A 15,727-nucleotide genomic window follows, 5' to 3' on the forward strand; every position below is an offset into this window, starting at 1 on the left:
CGCGCGCGTGCCGCCACCGCACACGCGCGCGTCGACCACCTCAGTCCTTGGCGAAGTGCGGAAGGATCTCGTCGGCGACCCAGCCGAGCGCGTCCGGCAGCTCGTCAGTGGACACCAGCAGCCACAGCGAGCACGCGGCGAGCCCGGCCTCGGCCAGCGCCCCGAGTTCGTCGCGCACGCTCTCGGCGCTCGGGTCCGCGCCGCCCAGCGGCCGGCCGGGCACCGGGACGGACGGCGCGAAACCAGGCGGCACCAGGAAGGCACCCGTGGTCAGCGCGAGCGTCCCCGGGTCGCGCCCTGTCCCCTCGGCGAGCCCGTCGAGGCGCTCCCGTACGGCGGTGAGTCCGGCGGCGTCGAGTCCGGCCCCGTGCCAGGCGTCGCCGTACCGCAGCGCCCTGCGCAGCGCCGCGTCGCTTCCCCCGCCGACCCACACCTGCGGACCGCCCTCGGTGCGCGGCAGCACCCCGAGCCGCGCCTCGCCCTCACCGCGCCACAACTTCCTCACGGTGCCCAGCTGTTCGTCCATCCGGCGGCCCCGCCCGGCGAACGGGACGCCGACGGCCGCGAACTCGGACGCGTCCCAGCCGGTGCCGACGCCCAGGGTGAACCGGCCGCCGGAGAGCCGGTCGAGGGTGGCGGCCTGGTGGGCGAGGACGATCGTGTTGTAGAGCGGCAGGACGAGGATGCTGGTGACCAGGCCGATGCGCTCGGTGGCCCCGGCCACGGCGGCCAGCGTCACCAGCGGGTCCGGGGTCACGCCGGAGTCGCCCGCCACAGCGTGGCCGCTCGCGAAGACGTGGTCGAAGCCCAGTTCCTCGGCCGTGCGGGCGGTCGCCAGGACCCCGTCGACCTCCTCCTCCCGCGCGGGCCACAGGCGGTGCGGTGCCACTCCGATACGCAGCATGTCGTTCGGTACTCCCTCGGTGTGCGGTGCCGGTTCCTGAACCGACCACGCTAGAGCCCGCGTCCGCGCCCGTGCGGATTCTGCGACCTGAGCGCGCGCACCACGTCATCTCGGTCGCATACGCGTTCCCCCAGGGCCTGCTGACATGACGTCAGACGCGCACCTGGAGCAGCGCGTGGGTGCCGCCGGTCCGCCAGCGCTGTCCCTCGGCCGCCACCAGCGCGGCCTCCGTCTCGGCGGTCAGGCCGGTGATGACATCGGACTTGAGGGTGCGCAGGGCGGCCACCGGGCCGGGGAAGTACGCGGTCACGTCCGGGAAGGGGGTGGTCGGCGGCCAGCGGCGATCGCCCACCAGGCGGCGGTAGTTGAGGTCGCCCTTGACCACGGTCAGCTCGGCGCCGGCGAGTTCGGCGCGCAGGTCGTCGGGCATCGACGAGAAGGGCAGGGGCGCGGCGGCGAAGGGGTGGGCGCGGACGGTGAGGGTGCCGTCGGCCGTCGCGGACCACAGGGTGCGGCCGTGGCCGGCGGCGGCGCCGCTCGCGCCGGTCAACTTGCGCAGGGCGTCGACGAAGTCGGTGGTCGTGGCGTCCGAGACGTAGTACGGATACGGCTTGAGGTGCAGGACGGCTCCCCGTACGCGCCCCTCCTCAAGGAGGTGGGCGATGAGCAGGAGGTCGGGGATGAGTTCGCGGCCCGCGTTGTCGGCGATCAGGTGCAGCGTGCCGGTGCCTGCGGGCGGGAGCAGCGACCAGAAGGCGTCGCTGTCGTCGGCGACCAGTGCGGGGGCGACCTCCGCGTCGGCCGCGCTCGCGTCGGAGAGGCGGAAGCCGAGGTCGGCGCGGTTGCCCCAGAGGGAGCCGTGCAGCAGGGCGCGTCCGCGCTCGTCGGCCGGCTTGTCCGCGAGGTCGTCGAGGGCGGCGAGCTCCTCGTCCGTCTCCGGGCCGTCCAGTTCGGCCAGCTTGAAGGGGCGGAACGGGTCGATGCCCTGCCAGGGTCCCGGGGTGAAGTAGCCGACGGCGTCGAGGAGTCGGCGGTAGAACCAGCTCTCCGACCACAGCCACGGCACGTCGAACCAGGACCGGCCGAGGTACTCGGGCAGACCCCAGGCCGTCCAGCGTTCCCGGTCGGTCGCGTCGGCGGGGAGGGGTTCGATGACGCCCTTGGTGCAGTTCTCCAGGAGCGCGTCGAGCGCGCGGTGCTGGGCGGGGCCGTACGGGAAGGCCTCTCGCACCTGCCGGATGATCGCGGGGTGGCGCTCGGCGAGCACGCTGTGCGGGAACGATCCGGGTTCGTCGGCCAGGAGCACGGGCGCGGACGGGGTGGGGGGCATGCGCCTCACCGTATCGCGCGGGTCAGGCGGGGCGGATCTCCCGCTCCAGGCGCGAGGCGAGGCTCAGATAGCGGGCGCGGCGGGTGACCGGGACCAGGCCGCGGATCATCACGTGCCACATCTCGGCGACCCGGCGGGGCTGGCGGGCGACGGGTTCGAGGGAGCGGCCGACCACGCGGGTGCCGACGAACCAGCTGACGAGGGCGTGGGCGACGGCCTCGACGTCGATGTCCGGGTGGACGTCGGACTCCTTGACCGCGCTGTGCAGCTTGCGGGCGGCCAGGTCGCGCCACTCGGTGAAGGGGTGCGTGAGGGGTGGCGGCATGGCGACGACCCCGGTGGCGAGCCGGAGTCCGGCGCGCGGGACGGGGTCCTCCACGGACAGGCGCGCGACGCCGAACGTGAAGCGGATCAGGGATTCCAGCGACGAGTAGCCCCGGCCCTCCAGCTCGCTCGCCACCTCGCGCGAGACCCTGGACTGGAGCTCCATGATGGCGTGCGCGAGATCTTCCTTCGCGGCGAAGTGGAAGTAGAGGGCGCCTTTGGTGACTTGGGCGTGTTCGACGATGTCGCTGAGGCTGGTCGATTCATAGCCGTGCCGGTCGAACAGGTCGGCGGCGGCTGCGATGATCGTCGCTCGGGTCTGCTCGGCGCGTAACTGCCTCGGCATCGACTGAACACTCCTGGGACTGGAAAGAACGGGTCATGCCGTTTGTTCTTCACTCCCCGTACACGATAGCTCACCGTACGACGGCCCCGACCTGCGCACCTCAAGATCGTCGACCCGGACGGGCGGCTCGTCCGTCGGGGTTCGACGACACGTGTCACCTCGGTACTCGTTGCCGACAAACCGGACGGATGGGTTCCCATGCCGTTGACCGCCAAGAGTACGAGGCGACCGGTTGGTTTTCAATGCGGCGCCGACTGGGCGCCGGTCCGGTCCTGTTGACCGGTATCGCCCCTCTTCGCGCCCGGTGTCACACGATGAACGCGCCGCCCCCTTTTCCCGTACTCCACGGGAGCACCCCGTTCCCATGCCGGCCGAGGAGACGTTCCGGATGCCCCGGATGACCGCACACCGCACCGCCCTGGCGGCGGCCCTCGTGACCCCGTTCCTGCTGCCCCTGTGGGCGGCGGGCCCCGCGCAGGCGCACGGCGCCCCGACGGATCCGGTCAGCCGGGTGTACGCCTGCTCCCCCGACGGCGGTTCGGCGGGCACCTCGGCCTGCCGGGCGGCGATCGCCGCGAACGGCGCGCCCTTCACGCTGTGGGACAACCTGCGCGTGGCGGACGTCAACGGCCGGGACCGGCAGACGATTCCGGACGGCAAGCTGTGCAGCGGCGGCCTGCCCGCCTACAAGGGCCTCGACCTGACCCGCTCCGACTGGCCCTCGACCCAGTTGAAGCCCGGCGCGACGATGACGATGAAGTACGCCTCGACCATCCCGCACACCGGCACCTTCAAGCTGTATCTGACCAAGCCCGGTTACGACCCGGGCAAGCCGCTGACCTGGTCCGAGATTCCGGACCAGCCGTTCGCCGCGGTCACCGACCCGGCCCTGACCAACGGCGCCTACCGCATCACCGCGAAGCTGCCGGCGGACCGGACCGGACACCACGTCCTGTATACGATCTGGCAGAACACCAGCACGTCGGACACCTACTATTCCTGCTCCGACGTGGTGTTCCCGGCGGCCAAGTCCGGCGGTACGGGCACGAAGGCCACGTCGTCGACCGGAGGAAGCGGGCAGAGCACGAGGAAGCCCGCGAGCAAGTCCCCTTCGCCGACGGCCAGTCCGCGTCCCTCGCAGGCGAGTCCCACGCCCACGACCGCGGATGCACCGGCCGCGTCGACGCCCGACAGCACTCCGCTCGCCTCCACGCCCACCGCCGACTCCAGCCCGTCCGCGCCCATGGTGGCAGGCGGCGCCGCCGCCGTGCTGGTGCTCACCGGCGGCGCCGCCCTGGCACTGCGCCTGCGCCGACGCTGAAGCCAGCGCCGGCGCAAGCTCATTGACGGACCGTCAGTTGACGTAGACGGTCGCGCCGTTGGAGGTGACCGGGGCGTACTTGGCGGTGAAGTAGCCGGCGCTGAAGCAGAGCGACGAGCCCGACGTCTTGGTGAACGCCTGGTTGGCGAAGGCGATGCTGGCGTCGGCGTTGCTCGTCGTGCCGGTCAGGCTCGGGGCCTGGTAGACGCAGGTGATGCTGCCCAGCAGGGTGGTCAGCTTGACCGTGGTCTGGATGGTGGAGCCGGCGGCCGGGGTCACGGTCAGGGTGCCGTCCGAGGCCACGGTGGTGTTGTAGGGCAGGTTGTCGACCGTGATGCTGCTGACGCCGAGCACGCCCAGGACGTTGCTGGTGCAGCTGCTGGTGGCGAAGGTCTGCGCGGTGGCCGACTCGGTGGCCGTGCCGGGCGCCGTCGGGTTGTCGGTGACGGTGGCGGTGAGCTGGGACGACGTGCACTTGATGCCGCTGGTGCCGGTCGCGCTCGAGTAGAGCGTGGCGGTGGTGCCGCTGGCCAGCGGCGCGGTCAGCACGTCGCCGACGGCGACGGGGGTGCCGCCGAGGGAGCCGGTGGTCAGGACGGGGGTGTCGGCCGCCGAGGCGGGCACGACGGCCGCCGGGATCGAGAGGGCGGCGACGGCTCCGACGAGGGTGATGAGGGTGCGAGTGCGCATGCGGGCGTGCCTCTTTCCAGGAGTGGGGCTCAAGGGGTTGGGGGGACCGAGGGAGCTTCCTCGGAGCTCGAGGGAGCTTCCTGGGGATCGGGGGTGGGCGGACGCCGACGGGCGTCCGTCGTCGCCGGTCCGTAACGCCTTCTCCGTACGCGACGGACCGGCGACGACGACCGGCCGGCCTCCCGCCGAAGACCCGTGGGGAGGGCCGTCGGCGGGGCCGGGCGGGAAGAGCGTCCGACACGGACTCAGGGGGGATGTGCCCGTGCTGGACAGGAGGGTTCCGGGAGACGCGGGCAGTGCCGCGCGGCGGGATCCGGCGCCACGGATCCGGGGGAAGCCAGGGGCAGTTCTAGACCTGGCGGTCCGTCAACGTCAATAGTCCGTACGGGAGTTGACGTTCGTTCAAGAAGCGGCGAGGGGGCGCATCATGACGTGACGCACAGATGACACATAACCAACACTCTTTTTGCACAACTCCCTTGCCACGGGATGTAACCACCGGTAACTTCCTCGGCGGCTACTGCGGAGTACGAGTAAGCCCTTGCGCCCACCGGGAGCAGTGAGGAGCGTGCGCCGCAGCCGCTGTCCGCGCCAGGACAACGTGCCGTGATGCCCAACCCGCACTGACTATGCACATGGGAGCAGAAATGGCCACGTCCGCCGACAACACCCCGGAGAACCCAGAAAGCGGTTCCCCGACCGAACCCGCCAGACGCGGCCGGGTCCGGTTGCGCCGCGCCGCCGTGCTGGCGGTTCCCGCCGTCGCGGTCACCGCCGGCCTCGCGATCCTCACCGCCGAGGGTGCCCTCGGCGTGCAGTTCTCGATCTCCGGCATGCCCTTCACGGTCACCGCCAAGTCACTGGACGGCACCGGCTTCGAGCAGTTCGGCGACCTCGACAACATGATCGAGAACAGCCCCAACGCGGGTGACACCGGCGGTCAGGTGCTGATCGTCACGTCCGCGATCAAGAACGCGACGCTCGACAGCCTCTGCCAGAGCGTCGACCTCGGCGGCATCAACCTGCTCATCAAGGCGGGTTCCGGTGCGACCAAGGTCACCGCGAGCGATCTCACCACCGACTCGACCGAGCTGTCGGGCGACGCGGCCTTCAACAACATCGAGATCGGCAACGACGCCAGCACGCTGAACAAGGCCGGGGTGCAGGGCAAGAAGGGCGTCTTCAGCCAGCAGGCCGACACCGTGCACATCGCCAACCTGCGGCAGACCAACTACGCCACCACGGCCGGGGTGTTCAAGCTGCCGGGCCTGAAGCTCAGCTTCAGCGACACGGGTTGCTGATGAAGGGCCGTTCGATACAGGACGTGCGGTCCGCCTTCCAAGGTTGGCGGGCCGCCCGGCCGTACTGGGGCGGGCTGCTGCTCACCCTGGGCGGCGCCGAGATCCTGGCCACCGAGAAGATCTCGCTGAAGGTCGCCATGCACATCGGCATGCAGGGCCTGACCGGCTACCTGCTGCCCGCGCTGATGATGCTGTGCGGGCTGCTGACGCTCTTCAGCCCCGCCCAGCGCCTGTTCTACTCGATCGTCGGCATCCTGGCCGCCCTGGGCAGCTGGGTCACCTCGAACCTGGGCGGCTTCTTCATCGGCCTGCTCCTCGGGGTGGTCGGCGCCAGCATGATCTTCGGCTGGCTCCCGGACCAGGAACCCCGCGTCAGCCGCCGGCGCCGCAGGAAAGAGGCACGGGCGGCGAAGGCGGCGGTCCAGCTGTAACCCCCTAGGCCGCTCCCCCGACTGCGGGTCCACGTCCGTGGGCCCGCCGGTCGCGCGCTCCCACGGGCCCTCTTCGCCGAGGGTCCCTCAGGCATGCCCGTCGAGCCGCTCCGGTCCGGGTCCGGTGAGGCTCAAGTGGTTTGCGATGTGCGGGAGTTGACGAAGTACCCGAGAGAGCCGGCCCCCGACGAGAGGAGCGAACGCCGTGTCCGACGACAGTGCCCCACCGCCCGGCCGCATCGACACCGGGACCGCGCACGCCGCGCGGATCTACGACTGCGTCCTCGGCGGCAAGGACCACTACCCGCCGGACCGGGAGGCGGCCGACGCCATGTGCCGCGAGTGGCCCGCCCTGCCGATCCACATGCGCGCCAACCGCGACTGGCTGAACCGCGCCGTGCACCGGCTGACCGCGGAGGCAGGTGTCCGCCAGTTCCTGGACATCGGCACCGGCCTGCCCACCTCGCCGAACATCCACGAGATCGCCCAGGCGGCGGCCCCGTCGTCCCGGGTCGTCCACGTCGACAACGACCCGCTCGTCCTCGAACTCTCCCGCGACCTGCTCGCCGGCACCCCCGAGGGCCGCACGGCGTACATCGAGGCGGACATGCGCGACCCGGCGGCGGTCCTGGACGCGCCCGCCTTCCGCGACACCCTCGACCTGACCGAGCCGGTCGCCCTCACCGTCGTCGCGATCGTCCACTTCCTGCTCGACGAGGACGACGCCGTCGGCATCGTCCGCCGCCTCATGGAGCCGCTCCCGTCCGGCAGTTACCTCGCGATGTCCATCGGCACGGCCGAGTTCGCGCCCGCCGAGGTCGGCCGGGTCGCCCGCGAGTACGCGGCCCGCGGCATGCCGATGCGGTTGCGCACGTTCACCGAGGCGAACGAGTTCTTCGCCGGGCTCGAACTCGTCGACCCGGGCGTCGTCCAGGTCCACAAGTGGCACCCGGACGACACGGACGACGGCGGGATCCGCGACGAGGACATCGCGATGTACGGGGCCGTGGCCCGTAAGCCGTGATGTTCCCGCCACCTGGAACCCGCACTGTCCCGCCGGCCGGAACACCATCACGATGGGGCGTCGACAACTCACTCCAAGTGGCTGCTCACTTGACTACCGGTGGTCACACACGATTGGCTCCGGCGAGCGAGAGTCACCCGGTCGGCGTACGCGCAAGGACGCCGTCCGGAAGGCTCCTTCTCGCCGTTCCTCCAGCTCTGCGCACAGCGAGGTGCCGCACCCTCATGAACACTCCCCCACCCCCCGCGTCCCACAGGCTCCCCCGCGCCGCCGTCCTGGCGGCCGTGGTCGGGCTGCTCGTGGCTGGCTGCTCCTCCGGCGGCGGGTCGGACTCCGGCACGGACTCCGCCGGCAAGGCGGGCGCCGGGCTCAAGGTCGCCCTGGTGACGCACGGCGGCAAGGGCGACGCCTTCTGGGACCTGGTGCGCAAGGGTGCGGAGACGGCCGCCGCGAAGGACGGCGTCCAACTGACCTACGCCAGCGACCCCGACCCGACGGGCCAGGCCGAACTGGTGCGGGACGCGGTGCGCGACAAGGTCGACGGCATCGCGCTGACCCTCGCCAAGCCGCAGGCCATGACGGGCGCGGTGGCCGAGGCGAAGGCGGCAGGCATCCCCGTGGTCGGCCTCAACTCCGGTATCGACGCCTGGCAGTCGGTGGGACTGCTGGAGTACTTCGGCCAGGACGAGAGCGTGGCGGGCCGGGCGGTCGGCGACAAACTGGACGACCTCAAGGCCAAGCACGCCCTGTGCGTCATCCACGAGCGCGGCAACGTGGCCCTGGAGGCGCGCTGCGCCGGTGTGAAGAAGACCTTCGCCGGCCAGACCGACATGCTCTACGTCGAGGGCACCGACTTCGACGCGACCGAGGCCATGATCACGGCCAGGCTGCGGCAGGACCCGACGATCGACGAAGTCATCGCCAACGGCGCGCAGTTCGCGCTCACCGCGGTCAAGTCCGTGAAGTCGGCGGGCAGCAGGGCCCATGTCGCGACCTTCGATCTCAACAGCGACCTGGTGAAAGCCGTGCAGAGCGGCTCCGTTCAGTTCGCGGTGGATCAACAGCCGTATCTGCAGGGCTATCTTGCGGTGGATTCGCTGTGGCTCTACAGGACCAACGGCAACGTCAGCGGCGGCGGGGTGTCGCCCGTACTGACCGGCCCGGCGTTCGTGACCAAGACCAACGTGGCCTCGGTGGCGAAGCTCGCGGCCGCGGGCACCCGTTGACGGACACATCCGTTCCGGTTGTCGGCTCCGATTCGGTGACCTGCGCCACGTGCGGTCACTTGTGCGGATAGCATCCTGAACACCCCTTGTCCCCTTTCCCGTTCCCGCCCCGCTGATCGCCTAGGACGACGATGTCTCCACGGACAGGTGCCCGGCGCCGTCTCGGCTCCATACGTCTCTCCCTGATCCTTCTGGCCCTGGTGCCGAGCGTCACGCTCGCCGCCGTGTGGGGCGTGACGACGACCCAGATGTTCGCCGAGGGGTTGCGGCTGCGCGGACAGACGGACCTGAGCCGCTCCACCGGCGCGATGGGCACCGACGCGACGCTCGCGCTGCAGCGGGAGCGCAGTCTGTCGGCCGTGTGGCTGGCCGGTGCGCCGGCGGGTTCCCGGGAGGCGCTGGACAAGCAGCGCGCGGAGACCGACCGGGCGGTCGCCAAGCTGGTCCGCCAGTCCGACGCGATCCAGAACGCGCCCTCACGCATCTCGGACCGGCTCTACTCGGTCCTGGGTTCGGTGGGCAGCCTGGAGTACTACCGCGGTCAGGTCGACAAGCCGGCGGACATCACCGCCGCGCAGTCCCTCGACCAGTACAGCTCGATCATCGACGACCAGATCCACGCCTTCCAGGAGCTCTCCCAGGTCGACGACGGCGACCTCACCTCGCAGGCCGGACCGCTGATCGCGCTGGAGCACGCGGCGGAGATGGTCTCCCAGGAGGACGCGCAGCTCACCCTGGCCTTCCCGACCGGGCACTTCGACGCCGCGTCATGGAGCGTGTTCACCAAGGTCGTCAACACCCGCCGGTGGCTGGTCTCGGACCAGATCGTCCCCTCGCTGCGCGGCAGCGCGAAGACGGAGACCGAGAGGATCCTGCAGAGCCCTTCGTGGCGGACCCTCCAGAGCATCGAGGACCGCGTGCTCGCGGCCCGGCCCAAGGGCGCCGACGGGAACGTGGCGCTGCCCGACGAGGCGAAGCAGTGGCGGGCCGCGCTGATCGAGGTCGGCGACGAGTACGGGAAGCTGATCCAGCGTCAGACGACCGGACTCCTCGACCGCAGCTCCGACAAGGCGGACAGCCTGCTGATCACCGCCGCCTCACTGAGCCTGGGCGGCCTGGTCGCGCTGCTGCTGTGCGTGATCATGTCCTGGCGGATCACCCGCTCGCTCTCCCGCCGCCTGCGCGGTCTGCGGGAGGCCACCCTGAGCCTGGCCGAGGAGCGGCTGCCGGACGTGGTGGCCCGCCTGGACCGCGGCGAGACCGTCGACGCGGACCTCGCGACCCCGCCACTCGACTACGGCGACGACGAACTCGGCCAGGTGGCACGGGCGTTCAACAAGGCGCAGCGCACGGCGGTGCACACAGCCGTCGAACTCGCCGACACCCGGCGCGGGTTCCAGAAGGTCATCCTGGGCATCGCCCGGCAGAGCCAGAACCTGGTCAACCTCCAGCTCACCAAGCTGGACACCCTGGAGCGCCGGCACAACGACCCCGACGTCCTCAAGGGCCTGTACGAACTGGACTCCACGGCCAGCCAGTTGCGCCGGTACGAGGAGAACCTGGTCATCATCAGCGGTGAGCAGCCGCGCCGCAGCTGGCGGGAGCCGGTCGCACTGATCGACATCCTGCGCAGCGCCGTCGGTGAGGTCGCCGAGTACCAGCGGGTGGAGGTGCACACCGACGAGGACGTGTACCTCGCGCCGCCGGCGGTGGCCGACGTGATCCACCTGCTGGCCGAGCTGATCGACAACGCGACCGTGTACTCGCCCGCGCCGGCCCCGGTCGGCGTCCGCGCCGCCCTGGTCGCCAAGGGCCTGGCCGTCGAGGTGGAGGACCGGGGCCTGGGCATGTCGGAGGAGGAATACGCCTCTCTCAACGCCCAGTTGGGGCAGCCGCCGCAGTTCGACGTGGTGGCGCTCGCCGACGACCTGCGCCTGGGCATGTTCGTCATCGCCCGCCTCGCGACCCAGCACGGCATCCAGGTCACCCTGCGCCCCTCGCCGTACGGCGGCACGACGGCGATCGTGCTGCTCCCGCACGACATCGTCGTACAGGACGTACCCGAGGACACCGCCGCACCCGGCACGTCCGACGCACCGGCCGTGCCCGCCCCGCGGAAGGCCCCGGAGCGGGACGACGCCCGGGAGGAGAGCCACAGCCATGCCGAGGAGAGCCCCTCGGAGGGGGTACGGGAGCCCCGTCCCGCTCCGGCGCGCGGTGCGCCGTCGGCCGTCGTCCGCGCCGAGGGGCTGACACCGCTCCCCCGCCGGGTCCCGCAGACGAGTCTGGCCGCCGAGCTGCGCGAGGAGGCCGCGCCCGCCGAAGAGGACGCAGACGGCGACGAGTTCACCGCCGATCGCGCCGCGTCCTCGCTCGCCGGTTTCCAGCGCGGCACGCTCCAGGCACGTGACGACGACACCGAGGAGCGGTACGACCGGGAGGAACCGTCCCCGCCGCCGGGTGCCCATGTCCCGGCAGGCGGCACCCCTGTCACCTCGACTCCGCCCGCCGCCGACAGCTGACGAAGGACACCGCCATGACACGCCCGATTCCCGCCACGCACACTCAACTGGACCAGCTGCTGACCGGTCTTGTGGACCGGGTCGCCGAGGTGAACCACGCCGTGGTCCTCTCCGAGGACGGGCTGGTGGTCAGCAAGTCGACCGGGTTCCTGCGCGACGACGCCGAACGCCTCGCGGCGACCGCGTCGGGGCTGATGAGCCTGAGCAAGGGCGTCTCCATGGACTTCCGCGGCGGCCCGGTGCGGCAGGCGCTGATCGAGATGGCGCACAGCTACCTGATCCTGACCGCGGCCGGGCCGGGCGCCCACCTGGTCGTGCTCACCAGCCAGGGCGCGGACGTCGGTGTGGTGGCGTACCAGATGAACATGCTGGTGAAGAAGATCGGCGAGCACCTCAGCGCGGCCCCGCGGGCGGGCATCGGGCCCACCGCCGACACCGGCGCGTGAGGTGAGCGGAGGCGACACGGCGGGCCGGCTGGTACGGCCGTTCACGCTGACCGGCGGGCGGACCTCGCCCAGCCGCGCCGACTTCACCCTCATCACGACCGTGACCACGGTGGACCCGCCGCCGACCTGGGCCATCCGGTCACAGCCCGAGCACCAGCGCATCCTGCGCCGGTGCGTCGAGCCGATCGCCGTCGCGGAGCTCGCGGCCCTGCTCGACCTGCCGGTGAGCGTGGTCGTGATCATGCTCTGCGACCTGCTGGAGGAGGGCTGGATCACCGCCCGCCCGCCGCACCCCGTCTCCCGGACCCCGGACCTGGACCTGCTGCAGAAAGTGAGGGACGGCCTTGGCCGGCTCTGACGTCACCACCCGGACGGCACCCGACACGGTCAAGATCCTGATCGCCGGGGGATTCGGCGTCGGCAAGACCACCATGGTCGGCGCGGTCAGCGAGATCGTCCCGCTGCGCACCGAGGAGCCGCTGACCTCGGCGGGCCTGCACATCGACGATCTCGACGGCATCGAGGAGAAGACGGCCACCACCGTGGCCCTGGACTTCGGCCGCATCACCATCAGCCAGGAACTGGTCCTGTACCTGTTCGGCACCCCGGGTCAGCAGCGCTTCTGGTTCATGTGGAACGACCTGGCCATCGGCGCCCTCGGCGCGGTCGTCCTGATCGACGTCCGCCGCCCCGAGTCCAGCTTCGCCGCCATCGACTTCTTCGAACGCCGGGGCATCCCCTTCGTCGTCGGCGTCAACGGCTTCCACGGCAGCCACCCCTACCCGGCCGAGGAGATCCGCGACTCCCTGGCCCTGCCGGACCATGTGCAGGTACTGCTGTGCGACGCGCGGGAACGCGGGTCGTGCCGGGACGTGTTGATCGCGCTGATCGACCAGTTGATCGCCACCGCGTCGGGGTCGGACGGGACCGGCCGGCTCACTCGTCAGGGCCCGTGAGGGGCTGATCGGACGGCGCGACGAGACGGGCCGTGAGGTCGGGCTCGGGCATCTCCGGGTCGAAGGGGAACATCGGGCGGCGGATGCGGTGGTGGCCCAGGCGGGTCAGGTCCTGGTCGACGCCGCCCGGGGTGAGGGCCATCTTCCAGTCCGCGGCCATCGCGAACAGCTCGGGCTCCAGGTAGCCGATCTTGACGACGACGAGGTCCGCCTGACGAGGGCTCAGATCCAGGTCCGTGAAGTCGTGTTCGTGGTGGTACGGCTTGCGCAGCCGGGTCAGGATCACGTGCACGCTGCCGACCTTCAGCACGACCTCCGTCCCGGCGTCCCGGTCGCCGTGCCGGATCGCGTGCACCACACCGGTGAGGGTCAACGGTCCGGCGTGGCGGTCGTCGACCTCCGCGCCCGCGGTGACGGTGACCGTCGCCCCGATGCCGGCCCGCTCGGCCGTGTCGACGGCGGCGGGGCCCGGCAGGGAAGCGTAGATCGCCACCGGGCCGGTGTCGTCCTTGAACTCCGGGCGGGACAGCAGGTGTTGGAGGCCCCACGTCACGTCTCCCGCGCCACCCGCCGTCGGGTTGTCGCCCGTGTCGCTGACGAAGTAGGGGCGGGCGGCGGAGGCGAGGGCCGCGTCGAGGCACTCGTCCAGGGTGCCGGTCGGGGCGACGAACGCGAAGTCGCGCCGCGCCTCCCAGAAGCCGCGGGCCAGGCGTTCGGCGCCCGCCGCGACGGCCGCCTCGTCCGGTCCGGTGACCACGACCGCCGCCCGGTTGCGCGGCTCGTCGGCCCAGGCGTAGCCGACCCAGATCGCCGCGTCCGTCACGCCCTCGGCCGCCTCCACCTCCTCGACCGCCGCGTACACGCTCTTCGCGGGCTCGATCCGGGTCGAGGTCTGCTCGCCGGCCAGCAACACCGGTACCGGCACCCAGGCCTTGACCGGCCGGGGCGCGCCGCTCGTCAGGAGGTCGACGAGATTGCGGGCGGCGCGTTCCTTGGTGTCCATGGCGTCCTCGTGCGGGGCCATGCGGTAGCAGGTGATCAGGTCGCTGCGGTGGACGAGTTCGCGGGAGACGTTGCCGTGCAGGTCCATGGAGGTGGAGACGATGACGTCCGGGCCGATCACCTCCCGTATCCGGGCGAGGAGTTCGGCCTCGGCATCGTCCACGCCCTCGACCGTCATGGCGCCGTGGATGTCGTACCAGAGGCCGTCGATCGGCCCCAACTCCCGCAGTCGGTTCAGTAGTTCGGCCGTCAGGTCGGCGTATGCGGACGCCGTCACCGTGCCGCCGGGGAGTGCCTTGCCGACGAGGGCGACGCGCCACTCGGCGGCGGTGCGGAGTTCGGTACCCGGGTTCAGGAAGGGGTAACGGGTGAGGACGTCCTGGCCCCGCTGTGGGTGGAAGGCGGGGGCGTCGGTGCGGGCTGGTGAGAAGGTTGAGGATTCGATGCCGAGGCCTGCGATGGCGATGACAGGAAGAGAAGAAGGCAAAGGGGGCTCCAGGTCGCGTGTTGACTGCTGGTTCGTCGTGGCTGGTCGCGCAGTTCCCCGCGCCCCTAAGTAGGTCACTGCAGCGCTGATTGGCCAGTCACCTTCTGAAGGGCCTGGGCCAAGGAGCGTTGGAGGGCGAACTGGCCCGCGCCTACCAGGCCCGCGTCCGCGCCGAGGCTGGCCCGGTCGATCACCAGGTGTTCCGTTACCAACGGGTGGCAGCCTTCGTAGAGTTGGCTGCGGACTGCCGCCACGAACGGCTCCAGGGTGGAGAGGATGCCGCCCAGGTACACGGCATCCGGGTTGAAGAAGTTGACGTTGGCGGCCAGCACTTGTCCGAGGTAGCGGCCGGCCTGGCGGACCGCGCGGGTCGCCTCCGGGTCGGCGTCGGAGGCGAGGCGTACGACGTCCTCGGTGGAGGTGACCGGCAGTCCCCGTTCGCGCAGGATGCGGACCAGGGCCGCGCCCGAGGCGACCGTCTCCAGGCAGCCGGTGTTCCCGCACGAGCAGGGGATGTCGTGGGCGGCCTCGACCCGGACGTGGGTGATCTCGCCTGCCGCGCCGGTGCCGCCCCGGTAGAGGCGGCCGTCGGCGATGACGCCGGCGCCGATCGCGGTGCCGGTCTTGACCATGATCGACTGACGGCGTCCGACGGGCTGGACGGTGTGCTCGCCGACGGCCATGCAGTTGGCGTCGTTCTCGATGGCCGCGGGCACGCCGAAGCGGTCGTCCAGCCAGGCGCGGACGGGGAAGCGGTTCCAGCCGGGCATCCGGGACGGGAGGGTGACGACGCCCTGGTCCACGTCGACCGGGCCCGGCAGGGAGAGGCCGACGCCCCGCAGCAGGGACCGTCCGTGCTTGTCGGCGAGCGCCTCCAGCGTCTCGGCGAGTCCCGGCAGCGCCGCCTCGGGTCCGTCCGCCGTCGGGAACGGCACGGTGGAGACGTCGGTGATCCCGCCGCCCGGCAGTACGACACCCACGTGCGCGTGCCGGCCGCCGAGTTCGGCCGCCACCGCGAAGCCGTCGCTGCCGCCGAGCCGCAGCACCTTGCGGGGGCGCCCGCCCGCGGAGGCCACCGTGCCCTCCTCGGCGACGAGCCCGTGGTCGAGCAGCTGGCCCACCGTGAACGAGATCGTCGAAGGCGCGGCACCGAGCAGACCGGCCAACTCCGTGCGGGTCGCGGCCTGTCCGGAGGCGAGGAGTTCGAGGACCCGCTCGGCCAGTGAGGAGAAGCCCGCTGCGTGACGCCGGGGCGCAGGGCTTTTTTCAACCATGAGCGAAGTAACTTCCGATCTCGACGGCCGGGGCGTCGAGAGTAAGCCTCACGGGCACCCTCAAGGGTTTTTTCAGAACAGCAGTAACAGGCTTTTTACAGCGGCACGCCTGTTTCTTCGCCCCCACGAGTCGTTCACTGGGC

15 protein-coding genes are annotated in these 15,727 nt (G+C 71.3%); 9 read left to right on the top strand and 6 right to left on the bottom strand.

Annotated features, from left to right (window positions below):
* Nucleotides 1-40: 40 nt before the first annotated feature.
* The 3 genes from ACIQI8_RS07935 to ACIQI8_RS07945 all read right to left on the bottom strand — a co-directional run bounded on the left by ACIQI8_RS07935 (nt 41) and on the right by ACIQI8_RS07945 (nt 2,904).
* A complete protein-coding gene (locus ACIQI8_RS07935) occupies nt 41-904 on the bottom strand; it encodes a TIGR03619 family F420-dependent LLM class oxidoreductase (protein WP_402346005.1) in 864 nt (287 codons plus the stop codon).
* 151 nt (nt 905-1,055) lie between these two features.
* Complete coding sequence (locus ACIQI8_RS07940; protein ID WP_402346007.1) at nt 1,056-2,234, bottom strand: damage-control phosphatase ARMT1 family protein; 1,179 nt, start codon at nt 2,232-2,234, stop codon at nt 1,056-1,058.
* Nucleotides 2,235-2,256: 22 nt separating this feature from the next.
* Nucleotides 2,257-2,904 carry a ScbR family autoregulator-binding transcription factor gene (locus tag ACIQI8_RS07945; protein ID WP_402346009.1) on the bottom strand — a complete coding sequence of 216 codons (648 nt, stop codon included), beginning with the start codon at nt 2,902-2,904 and terminating at the stop codon, nt 2,257-2,259.
* A 388-nt stretch (nt 2,905-3,292) separates the two neighbouring features.
* On the opposite strand from ACIQI8_RS07945, the gene ACIQI8_RS07950 reads away from it, so the two are divergent.
* The gene (locus ACIQI8_RS07950) at nt 3,293-4,225 is read left to right on the top strand and encodes a lytic polysaccharide monooxygenase (protein ID WP_402346011.1); all 933 of its coding nucleotides are present in this window, start codon (nt 3,293-3,295) and stop codon (nt 4,223-4,225) included.
* A gap of 33 nt (nt 4,226-4,258) precedes the next feature.
* On the opposite strand, the gene ACIQI8_RS07955 is transcribed toward ACIQI8_RS07950, so the two are convergent.
* Nucleotides 4,259-4,915: a Tat pathway signal sequence domain protein gene (locus ACIQI8_RS07955; protein ID WP_402346013.1), complete on the bottom strand. Its 657-nt coding sequence runs from the start codon at nt 4,913-4,915 to the stop codon at nt 4,259-4,261.
* Nucleotides 4,916-5,562: 647 nt separating this feature from the next.
* On the opposite strand from ACIQI8_RS07955, the gene ACIQI8_RS07960 reads away from it, so the two are divergent.
* From ACIQI8_RS07960 to ACIQI8_RS07995, 8 genes are all read left to right on the top strand, one after another.
* Nucleotides 5,563-6,216 (top strand): DUF6230 family protein, encoded by a 654-nt coding sequence (locus ACIQI8_RS07960; protein ID WP_402346014.1) that lies wholly within the window; start codon nt 5,563-5,565, stop codon nt 6,214-6,216.
* Nucleotides 6,216-6,647 (top strand): DUF6114 domain-containing protein, encoded by a 432-nt coding sequence (locus tag ACIQI8_RS07965; protein ID WP_402346016.1) that lies wholly within the window; start codon nt 6,216-6,218, stop codon nt 6,645-6,647. The genes ACIQI8_RS07960 and ACIQI8_RS07965 overlap by 1 nt, the downstream gene beginning before the upstream one ends.
* Nucleotides 6,648-6,852: 205 nt before the next feature.
* Nucleotides 6,853-7,671 (top strand): SAM-dependent methyltransferase, encoded by an 819-nt coding sequence (locus ACIQI8_RS07970; RefSeq protein ID WP_402346018.1) that lies wholly within the window; start codon nt 6,853-6,855, stop codon nt 7,669-7,671.
* A gap of 224 nt (nt 7,672-7,895) precedes the next feature.
* Nucleotides 7,896-8,897, top strand: coding sequence for a substrate-binding domain-containing protein (locus ACIQI8_RS07975; protein WP_402346020.1), 1,002 nt, complete (start codon nt 7,896-7,898; stop codon nt 8,895-8,897).
* Nucleotides 8,898-9,028: 131 nt separating this feature from the next.
* Nucleotides 9,029-11,419: a nitrate- and nitrite sensing domain-containing protein gene (locus ACIQI8_RS07980; protein ID WP_402346022.1), complete on the top strand. Its 2,391-nt coding sequence runs from the start codon at nt 9,029-9,031 to the stop codon at nt 11,417-11,419.
* Nucleotides 11,420-11,433: 14 nt separating this feature from the next.
* The gene (locus ACIQI8_RS07985; RefSeq protein WP_123996945.1) at nt 11,434-11,865 is read left to right on the top strand and encodes a roadblock/LC7 domain-containing protein; all 432 of its coding nucleotides are present in this window, start codon (nt 11,434-11,436) and stop codon (nt 11,863-11,865) included.
* A gap of 1 nt (nt 11,866) precedes the next feature.
* Nucleotides 11,867-12,223: a DUF742 domain-containing protein gene (locus ACIQI8_RS07990; protein WP_402346024.1), complete on the top strand. Its 357-nt coding sequence runs from the start codon at nt 11,867-11,869 to the stop codon at nt 12,221-12,223.
* Complete coding sequence (locus ACIQI8_RS07995; protein WP_402346026.1) at nt 12,210-12,821, top strand: GTP-binding protein; 612 nt, start codon at nt 12,210-12,212, stop codon at nt 12,819-12,821. The genes ACIQI8_RS07990 and ACIQI8_RS07995 overlap by 14 nt, the downstream gene beginning before the upstream one ends.
* Here the strand turns inward: ACIQI8_RS07995 and ACIQI8_RS08000 are convergent.
* Both ACIQI8_RS08000 and ACIQI8_RS08005 read right to left on the bottom strand, forming a co-directional pair.
* The gene (locus ACIQI8_RS08000) at nt 12,802-14,310 is read right to left on the bottom strand and encodes a M81 family metallopeptidase (protein ID WP_402346028.1); all 1,509 of its coding nucleotides are present in this window, start codon (nt 14,308-14,310) and stop codon (nt 12,802-12,804) included. The two genes, ACIQI8_RS07995 and ACIQI8_RS08000, sit on opposite strands and share 20 nt — an antisense overlap.
* A 74-nt stretch (nt 14,311-14,384) precedes the next feature.
* Nucleotides 14,385-15,584, bottom strand: coding sequence for an ROK family protein (locus ACIQI8_RS08005; RefSeq protein WP_402346030.1), 1,200 nt, complete (start codon nt 15,582-15,584; stop codon nt 14,385-14,387).
* Between the last annotated feature and the right edge of the window lie 143 nt (nt 15,585-15,727).

It is taken from the genome of Streptomyces sp. NPDC092369, from assembly GCF_044755245.1.
Classification (GTDB): Bacteria; Actinomycetota; Actinomycetes; order Streptomycetales; family Streptomycetaceae; genus Streptomyces.

Bases quoted from the DNA above. Each gene is read 5' to 3' on its own strand.
- ACIQI8_RS08005 (WP_402346030.1), bottom strand. From the start codon at position 15,584: ATGGTTGAAAAAAGCCCTGCGCCCCGGCGTCACGCAGCGGGCTTCTCC.
- ACIQI8_RS07985 (WP_123996945.1), top strand. From the start codon at position 11,434: ATGACACGCCCGATTCCCGCCACGCACACTCAACTGGACCAGCTGCTG.
- ACIQI8_RS07935 (WP_402346005.1), bottom strand. From the start codon at position 904: ATGCTGCGTATCGGAGTGGCACCGCACCGCCTGTGGCCCGCGCGGGAG.
- ACIQI8_RS07950 (WP_402346011.1), top strand. From the start codon at position 3,293: ATGCCCCGGATGACCGCACACCGCACCGCCCTGGCGGCGGCCCTCGTG.
- ACIQI8_RS07940 (WP_402346007.1), bottom strand. From the start codon at position 2,234: ATGCCCCCCACCCCGTCCGCGCCCGTGCTCCTGGCCGACGAACCCGGA.
- ACIQI8_RS07960 (WP_402346014.1), top strand. From the start codon at position 5,563: ATGGCCACGTCCGCCGACAACACCCCGGAGAACCCAGAAAGCGGTTCC.
- ACIQI8_RS07975 (WP_402346020.1), top strand. From the start codon at position 7,896: ATGAACACTCCCCCACCCCCCGCGTCCCACAGGCTCCCCCGCGCCGCC.
- ACIQI8_RS07955 (WP_402346013.1), bottom strand. From the start codon at position 4,915: ATGCGCACTCGCACCCTCATCACCCTCGTCGGAGCCGTCGCCGCCCTC.
- ACIQI8_RS07965 (WP_402346016.1), top strand. From the start codon at position 6,216: ATGAAGGGCCGTTCGATACAGGACGTGCGGTCCGCCTTCCAAGGTTGG.
- ACIQI8_RS07945 (WP_402346009.1), bottom strand. From the start codon at position 2,904: ATGCCGAGGCAGTTACGCGCCGAGCAGACCCGAGCGACGATCATCGCA.
- ACIQI8_RS07980 (WP_402346022.1), top strand. From the start codon at position 9,029: ATGTCTCCACGGACAGGTGCCCGGCGCCGTCTCGGCTCCATACGTCTC.